The 17,454-nt window shown below is 62.9% G+C and carries 17 protein-coding genes and 1 pseudogene; 5 read left to right on the forward strand and 13 right to left on the reverse strand.

Annotation, left to right across the window (positions count from 1 at the left end; translation table 11 throughout):
- Nucleotides 1-32: 32 nt before the first annotated feature.
- Entirely contained in the window at nt 33-158 is a 126-nt protein-coding gene (locus SPMU_RS17360; protein ID WP_281250971.1) for a hypothetical protein, read from the forward strand.
- A 47-nt stretch (nt 159-205) separates the two neighbouring features.
- On the opposite strand, the gene SPMU_RS01630 is transcribed toward SPMU_RS17360, so the two are convergent.
- The 6 genes from SPMU_RS01630 to SPMU_RS01655 all read right to left on the reverse strand — a co-directional run bounded on the left by SPMU_RS01630 (nt 206) and on the right by SPMU_RS01655 (nt 7,861).
- On the reverse strand, nt 206-1,435 hold the full coding sequence (locus SPMU_RS01630; protein WP_088331294.1) for a patatin-like phospholipase family protein: 1,230 nt from the start codon (nt 1,433-1,435) through the stop codon (nt 206-208).
- A complete protein-coding gene (locus SPMU_RS01635; protein WP_088331296.1) occupies nt 1,422-3,647 on the reverse strand; it encodes an anti-phage 6A-MBL system cap2_3 protein in 2,226 nt (741 codons plus the stop codon). The genes SPMU_RS01630 and SPMU_RS01635 overlap by 14 nt, the downstream gene beginning before the upstream one ends.
- Nucleotides 3,644-4,759, reverse strand: a complete 1,116-nt coding sequence (locus SPMU_RS01640; protein ID WP_088333091.1) for an anti-phage 6A-MBL system MBL-fold protein — start codon at nt 4,757-4,759, stop codon at nt 3,644-3,646. The genes SPMU_RS01635 and SPMU_RS01640 overlap by 4 nt, the downstream gene beginning before the upstream one ends.
- A gap of 322 nt (nt 4,760-5,081) precedes the next feature.
- Complete coding sequence (locus SPMU_RS01645) at nt 5,082-6,293, reverse strand: hypothetical protein (RefSeq protein WP_088331298.1); 1,212 nt, start codon at nt 6,291-6,293, stop codon at nt 5,082-5,084.
- A 40-nt stretch (nt 6,294-6,333) separates the two neighbouring features.
- Complete coding sequence (locus SPMU_RS01650) at nt 6,334-7,050, reverse strand: helix-turn-helix domain-containing protein (protein ID WP_088331300.1); 717 nt, start codon at nt 7,048-7,050, stop codon at nt 6,334-6,336.
- A 406-nt stretch (nt 7,051-7,456) separates the two neighbouring features.
- A complete protein-coding gene (locus SPMU_RS01655; RefSeq protein WP_088331302.1) occupies nt 7,457-7,861 on the reverse strand; it encodes a winged helix-turn-helix transcriptional regulator in 405 nt (134 codons plus the stop codon).
- An 82-nt stretch (nt 7,862-7,943) separates the two neighbouring features.
- Here SPMU_RS01655 and SPMU_RS01660 point away from each other — a divergent pair, with 82 nt between their 5' ends.
- Nucleotides 7,944-8,678 (forward strand): SDR family NAD(P)-dependent oxidoreductase, encoded by a 735-nt coding sequence (locus SPMU_RS01660; protein WP_088331304.1) that lies wholly within the window; start codon nt 7,944-7,946, stop codon nt 8,676-8,678.
- On the opposite strand, the gene SPMU_RS01665 is transcribed toward SPMU_RS01660, so the two are convergent.
- Nucleotides 8,664-9,674 carry a LysR family transcriptional regulator gene (locus tag SPMU_RS01665; protein WP_088331306.1) on the reverse strand — a complete coding sequence of 337 codons (1,011 nt, stop codon included), beginning with the start codon at nt 9,672-9,674 and terminating at the stop codon, nt 8,664-8,666. The genes SPMU_RS01660 and SPMU_RS01665 overlap by 15 nt on opposite strands.
- A gap of 88 nt (nt 9,675-9,762) precedes the next feature.
- On the opposite strand from SPMU_RS01665, the gene SPMU_RS01670 reads away from it, so the two are divergent.
- The 3 genes from SPMU_RS01670 (at nt 9,763) to SPMU_RS01680 (ending at nt 12,316) form a co-directional block, all read left to right on the forward strand.
- The gene (locus tag SPMU_RS01670) at nt 9,763-10,863 is read left to right on the forward strand and encodes an aldo/keto reductase (protein WP_245832658.1); all 1,101 of its coding nucleotides are present in this window, start codon (nt 9,763-9,765) and stop codon (nt 10,861-10,863) included.
- Between the two features lie 83 nt (nt 10,864-10,946).
- Nucleotides 10,947-11,330 (forward strand): VOC family protein, encoded by a 384-nt coding sequence (locus SPMU_RS01675; protein ID WP_245832659.1) that lies wholly within the window; start codon nt 10,947-10,949, stop codon nt 11,328-11,330.
- A 263-nt stretch (nt 11,331-11,593) separates the two neighbouring features.
- Nucleotides 11,594-12,316 carry a TetR/AcrR family transcriptional regulator gene (locus SPMU_RS01680; protein ID WP_088331311.1) on the forward strand — a complete coding sequence of 241 codons (723 nt, stop codon included), beginning with the start codon at nt 11,594-11,596 and terminating at the stop codon, nt 12,314-12,316.
- Between the two features lie 237 nt (nt 12,317-12,553).
- Here the strand turns inward: SPMU_RS01680 and SPMU_RS01685 are convergent, their stop codons facing one another.
- The 6 genes and pseudogenes from SPMU_RS01685 to moaB all read right to left on the reverse strand — a co-directional run bounded on the left by SPMU_RS01685 (nt 12,554) and on the right by moaB (nt 17,446).
- Nucleotides 12,554-13,501, reverse strand: coding sequence for a hypothetical protein (locus SPMU_RS01685; protein WP_088331313.1), 948 nt, complete (start codon nt 13,499-13,501; stop codon nt 12,554-12,556).
- A gap of 365 nt (nt 13,502-13,866) precedes the next feature.
- The gene (locus tag SPMU_RS16605) at nt 13,867-14,310 is read right to left on the reverse strand and encodes a helix-turn-helix domain-containing protein (protein ID WP_140418376.1); all 444 of its coding nucleotides are present in this window, start codon (nt 14,308-14,310) and stop codon (nt 13,867-13,869) included.
- Nucleotides 14,311-14,501: 191 nt separating this feature from the next.
- Nucleotides 14,502-15,245, reverse strand: a complete 744-nt coding sequence (locus SPMU_RS17155; protein ID WP_245832844.1) for a site-specific integrase — start codon at nt 15,243-15,245, stop codon at nt 14,502-14,504.
- 27 nt (nt 15,246-15,272) lie between these two features.
- Nucleotides 15,273-15,770 (reverse strand): annotated as a pseudogene (locus SPMU_RS17160) (integrase arm-type DNA-binding domain-containing protein); the annotation flags it as partial.
- 243 nt (nt 15,771-16,013) lie between these two features.
- Nucleotides 16,014-16,877 (reverse strand): exonuclease domain-containing protein, encoded by an 864-nt coding sequence (locus SPMU_RS01695; RefSeq protein ID WP_088331326.1) that lies wholly within the window; start codon nt 16,875-16,877, stop codon nt 16,014-16,016.
- Between the two features lie 41 nt (nt 16,878-16,918).
- Nucleotides 16,919-17,446, reverse strand: coding sequence for a molybdenum cofactor biosynthesis protein B (moaB, locus tag SPMU_RS01700; protein WP_088331328.1), 528 nt, complete (start codon nt 17,444-17,446; stop codon nt 16,919-16,921).
- Nucleotides 17,447-17,454 lie beyond the last annotated feature (8 nt).

The following is a 17,454-nucleotide window of genomic DNA, read 5'->3' on the forward strand; positions in this document are numbered from 1 at the left end:
TGCAGGATCGTGCCGCGATCGCGTTCGTCCCGATGCGCTACGAAGTCGCCGACCTCGCGAATCGTCTCCCTGTTTCCGGCCCGATCGCGAAGCCCGAGGAGGGGACGGTCGACGTCGTCGTGACCGCGCTCTCCACGAAGGAGCCGCTGGACCTGTAGACGAAGGTCCGGCTGCGGAGCAGCCGATCGCTCCTGTCGCACAGTCATCAGGCGCCGCTCCCTGCGGCCACGCCGGTGCGGTCGAACGTGACGGAGGCGTTCGCCGTCAGAACCTCCGGCCAGTTCTCCCGTACAAGGGCGTGCACGAGCTGCTCGCCACGTCGAGAAAGCCGATCGACCCACTCGGCCGACATGGCCGAGAAGTTGGTGGGATAGCCAGCGACCTCCTCGCAGCGGACGAGATCATCCGGTGGACAGCGGAGGTTGGCGTCCCGCTGACCCAGGTAGGGCAACAGGAAGCCCCTCAGCTCACCGCCGCGCGCCAGATCGTAGAGTCGCGTCGTGGCGAGGTTCTGCGCTCTGGCGAAGACGCTCTCGAATGCCGCGTTCATGCGCGAGAGCATGGTCGACGCAGGGTCGGCCACGTTCAGCGCGTATCCCGCCCTGCAGGCGATGATCCGCTCGTGACGACCGGTGTCCAGGCTGATGGTAGAATCCCGCCCCGGCCAGAACGGCGCAAGGCCGAGATTGTCGTAGACGCCACCATCGGTGAGCGTGATCCGGTGCCGCTCCGTACGCCCGCTCTTCTCGAACGACATGACCGTCTCGATCGCCGGCAATGCGGCAGGGTAGGCGGCGGATGCGGCGACCGCGTCGGCGAGTTCCACTCCTTCCGAACTGGACGATCCGTAGCGCCAGCAGTGGAGACGGTCCGCGGTGAAGTAGAAGGCCGCCTTGGCCCTCAGCTCGCACGCCACAATTACGAGTCGAGGACGGTCGGAGCGCAGGTCGGTCAGCTTCGCGCCGCCGAACATCTTGCTGAACGTGCGCCTCAGGATCGTCGTTCGACTGGACCGCCGCAGCACGGGAGATGTACCCAGCCATCCCCATTTCGGCCGCGAGCGGACCGCGGCAAGCGCGCGGCGGACCACAAAGGCGGCAGTTCGGTCGACGGCGAGCAGCACCCGGGTTCCGATCGCCCGCATCCCTTCGTCCGTGGTGAGCGCGGTACGCACGGCAGGACGAAGAAAGCCCTGCGACAGCACCTCGCGTACTCTGCGCTCGAAGGCGGCGAAATCGCCGGGGTGGCTGCAGTAGATTCCGGCGATCACGCTGCCGCCCGACACGGCGGACATGGTCGAGACGCGCTGCAGGATCCCGAGGTCATGGAGCGCGCGGAGGCAGCCGAGATGGAACGCCATCGCGCGAGATCCGCCACCGGACAGCGCGAGCGCGATCCGCTCCTTTGCCTGGTCTCCGGGATCAGTCGTTGTCATGAGCGACCACCCCTTCGACCTGTCCGCGGTCCTGCCAGGCGGTTCGCAGCCAGGTCTCCTCGCGTCCGCAGATCAGCATGGCGTAGGGGGCGCCGGCAGGATCCAGCTGCTGGCGGAGGTACGTGAAGACGCCCTCGTCGTCGCTGCTCGGTCGGGCGGCCGCGCCGTTGGGATGGCTATGCCATTCGCCGACGTACCGCAGCCGCCCAGCCGTCGCGCTGGCGAGGTCGTCGACGAGGGGGCGGAGATCCTGGGCACCGCGGACGAAATAAGTCGGCGCCTGCCTCGAATCGGGCGGCGCCGGCAACGCGGCGACGACGTGCAGGACGTTCCGCACGAGATCGAAGGTGCCGATCAGGATGCCACCGGTCTCGTTCGGCGCCGCCTTCTGGCGGTACGTCCGCATCGCGTCGATGACGCTGCCCGACACGGAGACGCGCAGCATGTCCGATGCGAAGCGGGACGTGGCTTGTACGTCGAGACGTATCGGCAGCACCGATCCGGTATCCGGATCGAGGCGCCACACCCATGCGGATGGCGCGGCGTCTTCAAGCAACGACGGCAGCCGTCCGGCGGCCAGACCACTGAGCATATGCACCTGCCACGGCGGCAGGGGACGAGAAAGATCCTGGCATGCGTTGGCGTAACGGATCCGATCCGTGCGGGCTGTGGCGAGGTGACCTTCCAGCGCGGGGCACGCCGCGACGGCGAGGAAGTACTGCGCCTCGATCTCGTCCAGCAGAACGGTGCGGCCGTGCCCCTCGTCCAGCGCCACGAGGTCCGAGCCATCCGGTCCGAAGAAGAAGCTCGATGCGCGGCGAACATCCTGATCGGCAAGGTTCCCGACGACGGCGGGCGAGGCGCTGAAGTCGACGACGAGATCCGCCTCCCGCATCGCGGCCACTATCCGCCCCGTCTCGGCGCCGACACGCAGGACGTCTGCGACGATCAGGTCGTTCCCGCCTTCCGCGAGGATGGCGTTGGCCTCGAAAGCGAGCACCTGCGCCTTGAGATGACCGACTGCCCAGTTGGTCTGCGTCTGTCGCACCGTGTTGTGCGGCAGGACGATGTCGTCGTCGATGATCGTCCAGGTGCCCAGCCCGGCGTGCGTGGCGTTCATGATCACGTTGGACCCGATCGCGCCGGCGCCGATGGCGACCAGCCTGGCGTCCTCTGTACGCGTGGAGCCGGCGAACTGCCGCGCCGTCGCCCGATCGAGGCGCTGCACGATGCGCCAGCTGAACAGCCGGATGGTCCTGGGATCGGCCGGTTGGACGGTTCCCGGAAGGGCAGCGCCTGTCCTCAGCCCTCCCTCGTCTTCGTAGGACGATGTCATTCCGAGCTTCTCGCCCAGTTCGGCCAGCGTCTCGGAAGGGGTGTATACCCAGGCCTCGTGGCTTTCGTCCTCGCCTTCGTCGGTGCGGCGCTTCGGTACGACGAGCAGGAACAGCGCCCGGCGTTCCGACGCCGCGGCCAGTCGCTCCGGCTCAATGAGCCACGCCCGCAGTTCGACCATCAAATCGAAGTCGAGCCTCGCGGTGAGTTCGACCAGGCCGCCCATGTCGTAGGGACGGCTAGCAAGAGCACCGTGGACCTGCGACGGCAGCACCCGCTGGAAGACGTCGAAACGGGGATCCCCGGCGTCCTTCCGCTCGCGGGACATGATCAGCGTCACCTGTCCCCTGCGCTCGTGTGCCTCGTCGATGAACCACGGTCCGACGAAGTTGCCCGGCGGAAAGACGATCGTGTCGGAGGTGGTGGCGATGAGCGGTTCCAGGACCTGGTCCTCAGCGTGCAGGCTGCCGTCGGCAATGCCTGCGAACCACCACCTGATCCGCTCGACCAGCGCCTGCCCCGTTAGATTGCGGGACAGGTCGTGCCATCCCTCCTCCCAGATGCAGAGGCACAGGCCGTCGACTTCATGATCGAGGTTCGTGTGGACCTGACCTGACGGGAAGTCGTCGCGCAACGACAGGACACGAGGCGCAACGAGGTCGTTGGGTGAGGCGAATACGATGCGGACGGGCTCCCGGTGCAGGATCGGGACCGCACGATCCTGCGCGAGATCGATTTCCAGGTCGAGATCGACCAAATCCCGTTCTCCGTCGCGATGCACCTCCCGTATCGTAGCGTACGGATGGTCGACCGATTCGCGCACGTACTGGACGAGGGCACGCGCCAGCCTGGACCGTGGCGCGTCCTCGCCGCTCACCGCCGGCGTCCCGCCCGTGGAGCTGCACCGCCCAGGACTGTGGCCGCGCCGGCCGCCGCGATCTTCCTCCGCTTCGAACCGGTCGCACCGATCTCGATCACGAGCGGCTTTGGCTTGTTCTTGTCGGGATGCTCCATCGTGACCAGCCACTCTCCGCCGAGATCGCTGGCCACGTCCTTGTAGTAGCTGGCCGCCTGGCGATGGGGAGGCTGCTTGTCGTCGTCGTTGGTCGGGATGGGCTTGCTGGTCGAGACGAGCAGCCCGCCCGATCGCCCCTGCTCCTCGTACAGCCATTTCAGCCGCTCGACGGGAACCGTCTTGTCCTTGCCCTTGTCGTCCGCGAGCGACAGGTAGCTGCAGTGATGGGGAACGTTGTTGATGTCCCACTCGAGCCGATGGTCGTTCTTGTGGAACCTGGTAATGCGGACGATGTCGTCGATCACCTCGTGCGGAACATCGGCCGATAGGATCATCTTCGTCGTCCGACCGCCGACGACGAACGTCGCCTGCATGAAGATGGCCGAGCCGTTGCGGTACTCCACTGAATCACCGCAGGTCTCGGCGAATGGCGAGTGCACGAAGAACTCGACGCCGTCGCTCCCCAGGTTGAACTCCGGACAGAGGGTCCCGGCGTCGGTGATCAGGTTGCGGCGCGTCTTGGGATCGATGCCGCGATCCTTGAGGAACTGATCCAGCTTCTCCGGTCGTCCGAAAACGCGGATACCCTCGCCTTCGATGAAGCGCTGACGGGCCTCGGTACGCAGCGTGCGGGCCTGACCCTTGACCCCCTCCTCCAGAATGGCGGTCGCGGGGACCCACATGGTCTCGATCTTGATGCGATCGCCGCCCTGGTACTTCTTGGCGTGTTCGAGGTGAAACACCTCTTTGGCTCTGGCGCAGTGGTCGGTGTCCAGATGGGTGAAGGCGACGACGTCGATCGACTTGGCCCCGTCCAGGCAGTCGCGCAGCTCTTTCTCCAGGTCGCAGCGCAGATCGTACTGGTCATCGGCGTTGTGCATGTCGGCAAAGTCGAACAGCACTCGCCGGCCGTTCTCAAGTTCGATCAGACAGCTGTCGGCGTTGCCGATGGGGAAGAAGCGAACGACGTGCATGCCACTCTCCTGGCGGCACATGTCAGCCGCTAGACGCGAACATAAGCCGAACGCTATCAGAATCCAACCCAGATCAGGAGCGTCGTGCAGCGAACCTTCATGACTGCGCCAAGACATTCACCGCCGACTTTGGTCATGTCGGGCGGGTAGTGTGGAGAGGTGATCTAGCCGCCTCACACACGCCTAATTGCCCCTGGAAATGGAAGCCTAACCTACGCGAGTTTTCAGGAAGCGGAGGATAACTCAAAGAACGACCGGAGCTAGGATCAACAAGCTCGGTATTCGCAGGGTCTAGCCGGCAAAGGTGGTCGGAACTGGTCGACTAGGGTCGAGCGGCTGGCGGCCCGGTAAATTGCGGCCGCGGGAATTCCCCATGCTCTGCGGCAAAACCGAACAGGCGGTCGAGCCACATCAGGAAATCATACGGGTCGGCGATCCGGTTCGTAATGACGTGGAGCGCCGGATAGTCGAGCACGACCGTTGCGCGCCCCGTCGCCTGGGCGACCGCCAGCACGGGGCGGCTATAGTCGGGGAAGTGATCATCGAACATTTCGTTCAGCACGATCATGCCGTAGATTGCCTTGTCCGAGAGCGGGATCGATATCGGGCCGTCACTGAGGACGAGATCGAGCGTCTCGTGGCTGTTGAGGTAGCCGAGCGTGCCACGCAACTGATCGGCCGCCTTGTTGAGATGCTGCAGCGTCGTCTTGAGCTTGCGCTCAATCGAGCGCCTGAGCGAGGCCTCGGTGTTGGGGCTGTCCTTGGCCTGAACCGCGAGGAGGGCGTCCGGCAGCACGACCAGCAGATCGCATAACTCCCGGCCGGTGTCGGCCCGCACCGGGTTCGCGATGACGGCTTCCCACTGGAAAACGCGCAGCAGCGCGTGACCAATGTCGCGTTCCTGGTAAGAACCCGGCTCGTCGCGGACCAGGCTGATGACGCCAACGTCGCCACTGCCGCGCAAATCGGGCCGATGGGCTTCGATGATGACGCGATCGTCGTCGTAGAGCTTTTCGGTAAACACGACGTCGAAAGCTTGCGCGTCGTCTGCCGCGGTTCGCAATCCGAACCAGTGCGTCAGGGTACGATCAGTGGCAAGCACATTGGTCATGTCGAGCCGTGGGAGGACGAGTGCCGCAGTTCTAGCGACGAACCGCGCGCGGTCGGGGAGGGTTGCCACGATGCCGATCAGCTCGCGGTCGTGCTCGTCGAACAGATAGATTTCGAAGCTTTCCTGGCTGAACAGCTTCACGAGATCGTGGGTCAGATCGTCGCCGTCGATAAAGGGCGTTCGCAGAGTGTGAGGCTCGTCATGATCGTCGAAGAATGCGCTGATGAGACCGACCGTGATGCGTAAGCCCCCCGGCACGACGTACAGGCGAAAGCCCTGATTCACCCGCGCCGCGAGGATCGCTTCCTTGTTGAGCTTGATTGCCAGCAGGTAGCGGCCCGTGACCATGTTGCGGAACGGCTGCAGCCCGTAATTGAGCATACCGAGCGCGGTCAGCGAATTGGGATGGTCGATCGTCAGCATAAAGTGGCCGTCCTATGAACGGGATCGGTCGGTTGGTCGCTTAGAACGGCACATCGTCATTAAGATCGTCAAAGGCCCGCATGGGCTCGGGCCGCGGTGCTTCGTCGAGCCCCCATGAAGCGATCGGCTTGCGGAAGATGCGGTCGTCTCCGCTGCGCGCGATGATCATGCGCAACGTCATGACCTTCTCATAGCGATGACGATCATGCGTGTAGCGGATGCCTTCATCCATGTCCCAGCGCGGATATTTGGCGTTGATCCAGGACGTCGCCGCGTAGAGACCGACATCCGTGGTCGCCAGTTCGTCGAGCAGCCGCTTTATCTGGGCGGCCAGCCGGATCTTGTCGCCGAGCGATGAGTCCGCCGGATGTTGGTCGAACTCCCAAGGCGTCGGCAGGCGTTCCTCGATCAGGCCGACAAGCGCGAGGACCGGTTCCATCTCGGTCGCATCGGGATCAATCTCGCAATCGAATTTCGCCACCCCTGCCTTGGCGAGATCATCGATCAGGTCGCGAGCGGTGCGGACCAGCCGCAAGCCAACATCGCGATCTTCATTGTCGTCGGGATCGAGCGCCAGCTCGCTCAACGGCAGCTCAAGTGCCGCGGCGAAATCAGCCAGCGTGTCGAGCCGCATATTCGCACCCGCCTCGGCGCGCTGCACCGTACGTTCCGAGACGTTGCTCAGGATGGCCAGTTTCTCCTGCGTCATTCCCATGCTTTCGCGCACCAGGCGCATCTTCACGGCATCGTGTTTCATCGCATCTCCCTCCTGCCGGATACCATGCGCCGGGGCAGGCCGACAGCGGGACGACACGGACCCGACACCGGGGCGACAGAGCGGGTGACGGCGTGCGCTCGGCCGCTGACGATTTCCTGGAGTCGGCGAATTGCCAGTGCGATATCGGATAGACGGGCGCGGAGGGGGGCAACGACAGCTTCGTAGATTCGGTTCTCTGAAAGTCGTCTGTCTCAAAGCCGGCCCACAAGCCGTCTGACTGGTTCCGGGCCCAGCTCCGGTCGTCGCATGTCTTCTGAGCGAACGACCGCTTTCGGGAGGCGAGTGAGTGCCCCTGAATGTCCACTTCTGGGTCGTTTCGATCGCGAGGCCAACGGTGACCAACGCCGGAACCGGAGCCTCACGATCGTTTGTTCGCCAAGCGCAGCTAGGCCTGCTTCTCGCGAAGCCAGCTATCGCGCTCCGCGAATATCTTCTGCATCTCAGCCATGTTCTCGGTTCCCCAAGTGCATAAGGGCTCAAGTGCCTGGGCAAGGCTCTGTCCGAGCTGCGTCAACGTGTAGTCGACGCGTGGCGGCACCTCCTTGTAGTCGTTCCTGCGCAACACGCCATCGGCTTCCAGCTCCTTCAATTGCTGGATCAATACCTTGTCACTGACGTCACGCACGGCACGCTTGAGTTCGCCATAGCGCGTCGGGCCGCGTAGGAGGAAATACAGGATGAGCGGTTTCCACTTGCCCGAGATGATCTTGAGCGTTGCGTCGAGTCCGCACGTGAAGCCGGGAGCGACCAAAGTGGGAGCGGCGGTGTTCGCTTGGTGAGCCTGAGACATTCTTGGTACTTACCTAAAGGTGCATACTTGTCGCTAAGTAGGTTCAGGGCCAGCTGCGTGCAACCAAGAACTGGAGGCACGTATGCACCGACTGGAAGGCAAGACTGCGATCATCACGGGCGGCGGCACGGGCATCGGCCTGGCTTCGGCAAGGCGCTTCATCGAGGAAGGTGCGTTCGTCTACATCTTTGGACGTAGGCAGGAGAAGCTGGATGCGGCAGTGGCGACCCTCGGCGTGAATGCACGCGCGGTGGCGGGATCGGTTACTGATGCCGGTGATCTCGAACAGCTGTTCGACACGGTGAAGCAGGAGCGCGGCAAGCTGGATATCCTGTTCGCCAATGCCGGAACCGGCGCGTTGGCACCTCTCGTCGAGATCACACCGCAGCATTATGACGAGACCTTCGAGGTTAACGTGAAGGGCACAATCTTCACGGTACAGCAGGGTCTGAAGCTGATGGGCGAAGGTGGTTCAGTCATCCTCACCGGCTCGACCACTGGCGTGATGGGAACACCTGCGTTCAGCATCTACAGCGCGTCAAAGGCTGCTGTCCGCAACCTCGCGCGCAGCTGGGCGCAGGATCTGCGCGGTACGGGTATTCGCGTCAACGTCCTATCGCCCGGCCCGACGCTGACCGAGTTGGCAGCCGAAGTCGTCGGTCGCGACGCGATGATCGAGATGGGGGCTACAACGCCAGTTGGGCATGTCGGCGACCCTTCGGAAGTCGCCGCGGCCGCCGCGTTCCTCGCTTCGTCGGACAGCAGCTTCATGACGGGTAGCGAGCTGTTCACCGATGGAGGGCTAGCTCAAATCTGAGGGAACTCTGCCGGCGGGCGATAAGCCCGCTGGGTTTGAGAGGGGGCTGCGCGGCTGGTCCTGCTCGCCTGAAGCGCCGACGGATCGACGTGAACGAATGTCCGAAGGTGGTGACAAGCGAAGCTCGCTGATCAATGCGCGCAGCGCAGGAGTGACGCGCCGGTCAGGGTAGTAGAGGCGGCACCCCGGATAGCTCGGACACGAGGCTGCGAGAACCTGCACGAGACGGCCGTCCGCGATTTCGTCGGCCACGTCGCGCTCCATCATGTAGCCAAGCCCAGCACCAGCGCGCACCGTTGCCGCCGCCAGCACCTCGTCGTTGACGATTAGCTGCCCCGGCACCCTCAGCCTGACGTCCCTGTCTGACTCCTCGAACTCCCACGGCAGCAGGCCGCCGCCGTCGAGCAGGCGGTAGTTGACGCAGACGTGACGATCGAGGTCCGCCAGCGTCTCAGGCGGAGCATGTCGAGAGAAGTATGCGGGCGTGCCGACCACGACGGTGCGCAAATCCGGACCTACCGGCACGGTGACCATGTCGCGCTCAACCGCCTCGCCCAGGCGGATGCCGGCGTCGAAGCCGCCCGCAACAAGGTCGACCAGCCGGTCCTCGACGATGACCTCGACGGACACATCGGGGTGGCCCAGCAGGAACTGGGGCAAACGGGGCGCCAGGATGGTCCGCGCCGCGTAGCTAAATGTTGTAAGCCGCACCGTGCCCGACGGCGCGCCGCGCCAGTCCGCGAGCGACGCCAGACCTTGAGTCACCTGTGCCAGAGCAGGGTCGAGCGAACGGAGGAGTTGCTCGCCCGCCGCGGTCGGCGCGACCGAGCGGGTGGTTCGGGCGAGAAGACGGACGCCGAGCCGCTTCTCCAGCGCCTTCATGGCGTGGCTCAGTGCGGATGGCGAAAGGCCGAGATCGGCGGCAGCCCGCGTGAAGCTCCGGTGTTTGGCGACGCTGGCGAAAGCCGCTAGATCGTCGAGGTCACCGCGCCGCATTGATGCATCATGCTCACAAGCCCTTGCGGTGTGCAACGGCTAATCTGCCGGTCGGCCGGGCACTATGTGCGTCCTCTAACGAGGAGTGATGGCCGTGGAACTAACCAACTATCGCACGCTGGGCCGCTCGGGGTTGGCGGTGAGCCCGCTGGCGCTGGGCACGATGACCTTCGGTGCCGGCCGCTGGGGCGCTGACGAAGGCGGATCGCGCGCCATCTTCGATGCTTATATTGAGTCGGGTGGCAACTTCATCGACACCGCAGACGTCTATTCCGGCGGCGAGAGCGAGGCGATGATTGGCCGCTTCCTGCGCGAGGGCGGCGGCCGCGACCGGATGGTGATCGCCACCAAGTCGGGCTTCCCCCGGAGCGAGGGCAATCCACTCGCCGGCGGCAATTCGGCGCGCAACATCCGCGACGGCTTGGAAGGGTCGCTGAGGCGTCTCGGCAGCGGCCATATCGACATGTACTGGACGCATGTCTGGGATCGCACGACCCCGGCTGAAGAGGTGTTGCGCGCGTTAACCGACGCGGTGCGGCGGGGCGATATTCTCTACTACGGCTTCTCCAACGCCCCGGCCTGGTATGCCGCGCAAATTGCGACGCTGGCCCGTGGCCACGGGCTGCCGGAGCCGATCGGGTTGCAGTACAGCTATTCTCTCATTGATAGGGGCGTCGAACTCGATCTGGTGCCTGCCGGACAAGCGCTCGGGCTCGGGCTGGTGGCGTGGAGCCCGCTCGCCTTCGGCATGCTCACGGGCAAGTACGGCCGGGAGAAGCTCGCCGCCTTCGGCCCGGCGGGCAGCGTTCCGAACAAGGCCGGCGAGCACGCGGGCGGCAGCGACGGCCGTCTCAACGGCGATAATCCGTATGGCGGGATGCTGTTCACCGAGGCAAACTTCCGCATCGTCGACGAACTGCGCGCCGTGGCGGAGGAGGTCGACCGACCGATGGCGCAGGTGGCGCTCGCCTGGGTTGCGGGCCGGCCGGGCGTATCGTCGGTGCTGATGGGAGCGAGCCGGCCCGAACATGTGCGGGAGAACGCCGCGTCGCTCGACATCGTGCTGTCGCCGGAGCAACAACAGCGGTTGGACGCGGTAGGCGCGCCGCCGCAGCTAAACCCCTATTTCATCTTCGATCTGCCGCGTGAAAGTATCTTCGGCGGCTGCGATGTGGAGGTCTATCGTTAGGGCGGTCCTGTCCCGATCGTCGCAGTCAGCGTTGGACGGCTGGTGCAAATGGGCAGCGTTACCGCATGCCGCAGCGCCTCGCCATGACCGCTTTCCTCGTCGACGACTACGACGAAGCCATCTTGTTCTTCGTGGGTAGCCTAGGCTTCACCCTGCGCGAGGACACCGCCTTGGGAGACGGGAAGCGATGGGTGGTGGTCACCCCGCCGGGTGCGGCCGGCGGGCTGCTGCTCGGGCGGGCAGTGGGGGAGAGACAGCGAGCGGCAGTCGGCGACCAGAGCGGCGGCCGCGTGTTCCTGTTCCTGGAGACGGACGACTTCGCGCGTGACCACTTCGCCTACAGCAAGCGTGGCGTTCGGTTCGTCGAGCCGCTTCGCCGTCAGGATTATGGCACCGTCGCGGTCTTCGAGGATCTCTACGGGAACAGGTGGGACCTGATCGAGCGTGCCCCCGCACCGCGCCGCTAGGATCATCTTTACGGCGACATGAACTAACGACTGGACTTAGGAAGCGGATAGGACGCTCTGAATGACCGGTTATGGGTCCTGTCAGCCGCGATGCTATCGGTAGTATGGCGACCAAACGCAATTGATTGGAGAGCGGCGAAGGCATTTTGTGAGCAGACGCTTCTAGATCACACGCATCGACAAGAGACCGGTGGTCTGTTAGGCGTTCACATAACGTCTTGCGGCTCAATTCGCAGTGGCCGCTCTGCAAACGGGATACGCAAATGGAGTTCCAGAGAGCGCGCAACGAAGCCCAGCGAGATCAGCGTCGCAACACGATTCTGACGACGGCGGCAGCAATGCTGAAGGAAATGCCCGTCGCCGATGTCAGCCTGAACGAGTTGAGTCGGCGTGTCGGCCTCGCGAAATCGAACGTGCGTCGGTACTTTGAAAGCCGCGAAGCTGTGCTGCTCGAGCTGTTGAACGACGAAGTGGAGCGTTGGATCGCTGATGTCGACCTCGCCATCGTCGACATCGACACCTCGAGGCCTGCAATCAACCGCGCGAACACCTTCGCCGCAACGCTTGCGTTAACGCTCGATAGCTTGCCGATTTTGTGCGACCTCATCAGCGCACAAGCATCCGTGCTGGAGCGTAACGTGTCCGCCGAAGTGATCCTGAGCCACAGGCGCGCGTTCAACGCCCGTGTCCAGCGCCTGTCTGGTTTGCTGTTGCACAGCCTGCCGGAACTGAGAACAGCGGACGTCTCTCACATCATCTCCAGCACCTTCCTAATGGTCGCCGGAGCGTGGCCGCACGGCCAGCCCTCAAAAGAGGTCCTTGCTGCTTACCAGGCCGATCCCGCCATCGGTGCCACCAGCATCGAGTTTATCTCTTTCCTCCAGGACTCGATTGCGCTGACGATCATCGGTCTGCTGACCAGAAGCACCATGGAACGACACTACCCGTCCCCGTCTCTACAAAAGACCGCCCGCCTTTTATTATAAGACCGTCGGTTCCTTATATTCTGAGCACTGCCTATACGCCTTGTCAGGCGCCAATAGAAAATGAGACGAGAGTAAGAACAGGTCGTTCGCAGCTGTGGACCCTTCTCCACCGGCAAAACGCTGAGCTTGATAAGCCTTCTCGAGCAAGACTGTTGAAGCCGCCGTTCAAGTAGGGGTGGGCTGCGGTCGAGAGGAGGGAAGGGCTGGTTGGCAAGTTGACAACCAGCCCTGGCGAAATCAGCGCAGCGTGATTTGAGGAGCTGCAAAACGCCGCAGCTCGCAACGCGGCAGTAGCTCCGCCCAGAAGTCTTCGATCCACTCCATCTGCGAAGCACGGTTCGTTGCGCTAGTGCGTTGTTCCAGCATGGTATGCGCTTCTTGCAGCGCTTGGCGCCTGATTACTGTTCCTTGTCCGCCGGCAAAGCAGAGGCGATCTTGCTCGATAAGCGACAGTAACTGCATCATGCGAAGGTAGCGCACGTACCGATCTGCCTTTTCAGACTCGTGAATGTTGGTGAGGCCGGTGCGCGGGTTGTAGTAAACTGTTTTGGTGCGAGCCGGCGGCCTGTAGGGATAGGTAAGTACGCGTTCGATATCCGGCCAGGTTGCGCGCACCAGCTGCACCTTTACGGCTTCAACTCCCGCAACGCCGGTATGAAGGCGCTTGTTGTAGCCATCGGCTACATGCTGCGCATGTTGTAGGATGTCGCATCCCCAAACAGTTGCATGCACGTGCGGGCTGATGACACGACCTCCGGCAGGGTACGTGCGGTTGGCGAAAACGGCAAAATCAACGCCACCAATCCAGCTGCCGCCAGTCGCATCGAGAATGTGACGGGCTTGTTTGGTTAACTCAGCAAGTCGGATTTCTGTTCGTTCGTCAGACGTCTCAAAATTCTCGTTGATGATGGTGACGTGAAGGACCTGCAGATCATTCGCCGATCGCCAAACGCGGCGAAATCCACGCGATAGGTTTCGAGCGAAACAAAATCGCGCGCGATTGTCGCTGGCGATGAACGTGATGAGGCCAGGATCAAGGCCGTCGAGGACGCGTAGGTTTGCACGATCTTCATTGGTGAGGTGGTGCCGCAGCGCCCGATTGCGCTTGGCTCGGAGAAGTTTGGCTTCTCCGCGGTAAGTATCGATAAGGGAGAGAGGGCGATTAATCTCGGAAAACTTTGCCATTGGGTATGCCTTGGAATGGGCACACCGATCCCCGCAGCACCACCAACCACTGGCTAATGGCACAACTGCACGATGGCAGTGTATACTACGATAGGGGCCGGTGAGCGTAGGTGTGTGTAGAGGCAGGCTTCACGCCGCGACATCCGCGATTTGATTGCTGCACTTAGATCTGCTGGTGGTCGCCGCGGCTCTCTTAGCGGAGCCGCAGCGTCCAATTTACAGCTTCACGAAAGGTGACTGCGGGCGCTGGTTCCGGTAGGGGTCTTACCAAGGTAGACAGTTCATTCGCTCTCGGCTTAGCCCGCTGCTTCTTCGCTGCCGCTAGGCGGCGGCTGCGCCGCTAATTGGCGAGCTCGCCGGCAGGGCTAGCTATCCTTCCGCCGCGCGGACGGACTCTGGTCGGCCAGAGGCTGCAAGGCCGAAGCTTCAAACCGTTCGATTTCACTAACCGGATAGCGGATGCGGCGACCAAAGCGCGCGTATGCTGGGGGTAGCTGAAGGTGTCGCTGCTTACGCAGAAATTTGACGCTGAGCCCGAGCCGTTCCGCTAATTCCGCTTCATCAAGGTAGCGCCGTTGTGCGGGTTCGGTAATGTTATCGCTAGTCATCTTTAAGCTCCGCGATTGTGCGTGATGACGACCACTGCTGCTGTCGCCGATGATCTTTACACAGTCGATCTTCGGCCAGTTTGCTGCCCACTGCGGATTGGAGCCATTGCACGGTTGAGCGAGCGGTTTTTTTGCGGAGCGCAGCTTAATCCGCAAACCGCTTTCATTGATCTGGCATGACGATGAGCGCGGCGAGGACATCCGTCTCCCTTGATGCACGAGTGCGGTTCAAGGAGGAGATTTTTCTGCCGTTCGCAACCACTGGCACCGTGCGTCTCTGACGCACATGAAGCAGATCTGGATCTAATCGAATTCGGCCTTCGCTCAAGATCGGCAGAGGCCAGCTTAACCTCACGGTAGCTGGCGATCTCAGGGCTCTTGGAACCCGGTGGTTATCGCGCTGGCGCTGAACCAGCGCTCTCCACAATAGAGCGCAGGTGCGCCTCCCAAAGATTGATGGCTTCGATTTTCTCCGGCGCCCAGTCGTGTCTCTGGTAAACCGCAGCGATACCGGACTTTGCGCCTCCCACATGATTGAGTAGTGCTTCGGTTACCTCAAATCGGACACCTAGCCGTTGCATGTTGGTGGCGAACGTACGTCGCAGGTCGTGGAAGCGCCATGCCGCTAATCGCCTACCCGCTGCTTGGGCGATGCTGTCGTCCAACTGGCGCTTTGCCTTCGAATAACCGGAGATTGGCGTGGTCCCCGTTGTTGTGAAAACCAGTCCGCTACTCGGCCATTTACCTTTAGTAGCTAGGCTATTTAATTCGATCTGCGCGATCGAGCCGAGAGGCACGACATGAACCTGCCCGTTCTTCGTGCGCGATCCGGGTATGGTCCATGTGGCGGCTTCCTGGCTAAGTTCCTCCCATCGCATTCCGGAGACCTCGTCCCTTCGCTGGCCGGTCACGATGAGAAGCCGAGCGTAGGCGTCGAAAGGAGCGTTCAGTTCTCCGGCGAATACGGCAATCAGCGCCAGCTCAGCATCATTAAGGACACGATCACGGCTGGCGACTGCCTTCGGCGATCGCATCTGTTCGAATGGTGAACGGTCGATGTCGCCCCGTTCTACCGCCCAGGCAAAAAGCTTTCGGAGGAGAGCGTAGAGGTTGCGTGGCAGCGCCGGACTGGACATTGGGAGCCGATCGAAAACGTCTGCGAGGTCGCGGCGGCTTATGGTGCGCACGGACTTACCCGCCAGCACAGGTCGGACCCAACGGCGAAGGTTGCTTTCTGCGGAAGCGTACGTACGTGGGCGCCACGTCCGCCTCCCGTACATGGCAAGGAAATGCTCTGAATAGGATCCAAACTCCGTCGAAGCTTGATCACTAGATGAACTCTCAGGTGTGAGTGCCGATGCGGGCGCGGGTGTTGTACCTACCAACGTTTCCCTAGGGTCAGTTCCTGATGCTGCCAAGCGAAGCAAGGTTTCAGCACGCTCCCGAGCAGTCGCTGCTGTGAAAGTACCATGCCTTCCAATGCTAATTCGCTGAGTTTTGGAGGAGCGACCCGCCATTCTATATTGAACAAGGTACGTCTTGTTTCCGGCCGGCGTGACTTTTACGCCGAACCCGCGGAGGCCTTCGTCCCAGAGAAACGTATCGCTTGAGGAGGCCGTCAGCGCGTCCACGCTCCGCATTGTGATTTTCCCGGTCGCCATAAAGATTGTAGTCCAGCAATCACCTAGCAATCACCGCAGCGTACGTTCCGTAGCACTCCGTGGCAATGCAGGTCATTAATGAGGTGTTCTTGTCCGCTCTAAAGCAGTGTATTCTCAAAAATAATCCTGAAAATTCCGGCATTAGGGCGGTTGCGAGTACCACACTGGGGGTGTGGGGGTCGCAGGTTCGAATCCTGTCGCCCCGACCAGAGATCTCACACCATTGCGGCAAGTTGGACGGGCTCAGCCCGCTGCCGCGACTCGCGCGCGCAGCGCGTCTTCCGACACGATCTCGATCCGCGAGCCCGCGCGCTGCAGCTCCTCCGCGCGACGATGGGCCGGGCTGGCATGAAAGAAGCGACCGTAGGGTTGCTCGTTGCTGACCACCAACATCGTCGAGCTGGTGCCGACCGAGGCGGCGACTCGCCCGCCCATTTCCGCTAGCCACTGGCCAAGCGCCCCATTGCGCGTCTCGCCGAGGATCGCGATCCGCTCGCCCTTTAGCGGGCCGTCGGGCGCGGGCTTCGGCGCCGCGGACGTGCGGTATGTCGCGGGGTTCAGCCAGCCGCCAAGATCAATGCCGGTATGATCGATCGCCCGCACGATCACCATGCCAGCGGCGCGCGCGTCGCTCAGCGCGTTGTGATGCTTGTGCCTGAGGCCCAGGAACTTCGCGAGCGCGCTCAGCCGATGACTCGGCAAATCGGGCCAGGCGCGCTTGGCGACCCGAACGCTGTCGAGCCAGGTGGCATCGATCGGCGTCTGCGCGTGTATCGCGCACGCCGCCGCCAGCGCCCCCTTGTCGAACATCGAATGCGCCACCGTCACGCGCCCGCCGAGATGCGCCGCAACCGTCGCATGCACCTCCGCATAGGTCGGCTGGTTCATGACGTAGTCTTCGCACAGCCCATGAATGCGCGTGTTGAAGGGCGAGAATTCGTCGCACGGGTCGACCAGCGTGTCATAGGCGAAGACCTCCACGCCCGCGCGAAAGCCGACGATGCCGATCTGGCAGATGCTGCTCACGCGCGAACAGGCGGTTTCCACGTCGATCACCACGAAGTCGCACGGATCGGACGCGGGCAGGGTAGCGGGAACAACACTCATCGCGGCAGAACATATCAGGTTCGGCCGCCATTTACAGGCGGTTAGCGCTCGGTCAGCCGCGGCATCAGCTCCACGAAATTGCATGGCCGGTGCCGGCTATCGAGCTGATCGCGCAGGATGCCGTCCCACGCATCCTTCACCGCCCCGGTCGATCCGGGCAGCGCAAAGATGTAGGTGCCGCGCGCGACGCAAGCGCACGCGCGCGACTGCACCGTCGAGGTGCCGATCGTCTGATAGGAGAGCCAGCGGAAGAGCTCGCCGAAACCCGGGATCATCTTGTCCGCGACCCGCTCCACTGCCTCGGGCGTCACGTCCCGGCCCGTCACGCCGGTGCCGCCGGTGGTGATCACGCAGTCGATCGCCTCGTCCTCGATCCAGGCATGAAGCTGCGCGACAATCATGTCGGCGTCGTCGCGCAGGATATGCCGATCGGCCAGAATGTGCCCAGCCTCCGCAAGCCGCGCCACCAACGTATCGCCCGAGCGATCCTCCGCGAGCCCGCGGGTGTCGGAAACGGTCAGCACGGCGATGCGCACTGGGGTGAACGGCAGGGTCTGATCAATCGGCATGGATGCGG

The organism is Sphingomonas mucosissima, assembly GCF_002197665.1.
In the GTDB taxonomy this organism is placed as follows: Bacteria; Pseudomonadota; Alphaproteobacteria; order Sphingomonadales; family Sphingomonadaceae; genus Sphingomonas; species Sphingomonas mucosissima.